The organism is Solihabitans fulvus, assembly GCF_008386585.1.
Classification (GTDB): domain Bacteria; phylum Actinomycetota; class Actinomycetes; order Mycobacteriales; family Pseudonocardiaceae; genus Solihabitans; species Solihabitans fulvus.
In genome coordinates this window covers 1-244 of the sequence record NZ_VUOB01000170.1, presented here as the reverse complement: position 1 = coordinate 244, position 244 = coordinate 1, and the positions used below count along the sequence as shown (strand labels likewise).

At 66.8% G+C, this 244-nt stretch carries 1 pseudogene; it reads right to left on the bottom strand.

From position 1 onward, the window contains the following. Positions 1 to 244, bottom strand: a pseudogene (locus tag F0L68_RS41075) (alpha-galactosidase); the annotation flags it as partial.

The window sequence follows — 244 nt, the reverse complement described above, 5'->3', positions numbered from 1 at the left end:
GTAGTCGAGCTTGAGGTAGTCGATGCCCCAGGAGGCGTAGAGGTTCGCGTCGGCCTGGAAGTGGCCGTAGCTGCCGGCTGCGCCCTGGCAGGTCTTGTAGCCGGCGTCCTCGTAGGTGCCGAACTTCAGGCCCTTGCCGTGGATGTAGTCGCCGAGCCACTTCATGCCGTGCGGGAAGCGGGCCGCGTCGACCTGGAGGTTGCCGGCCGCGTCACGGTCGTGCTGCATCCAGCAGTCGTCGATG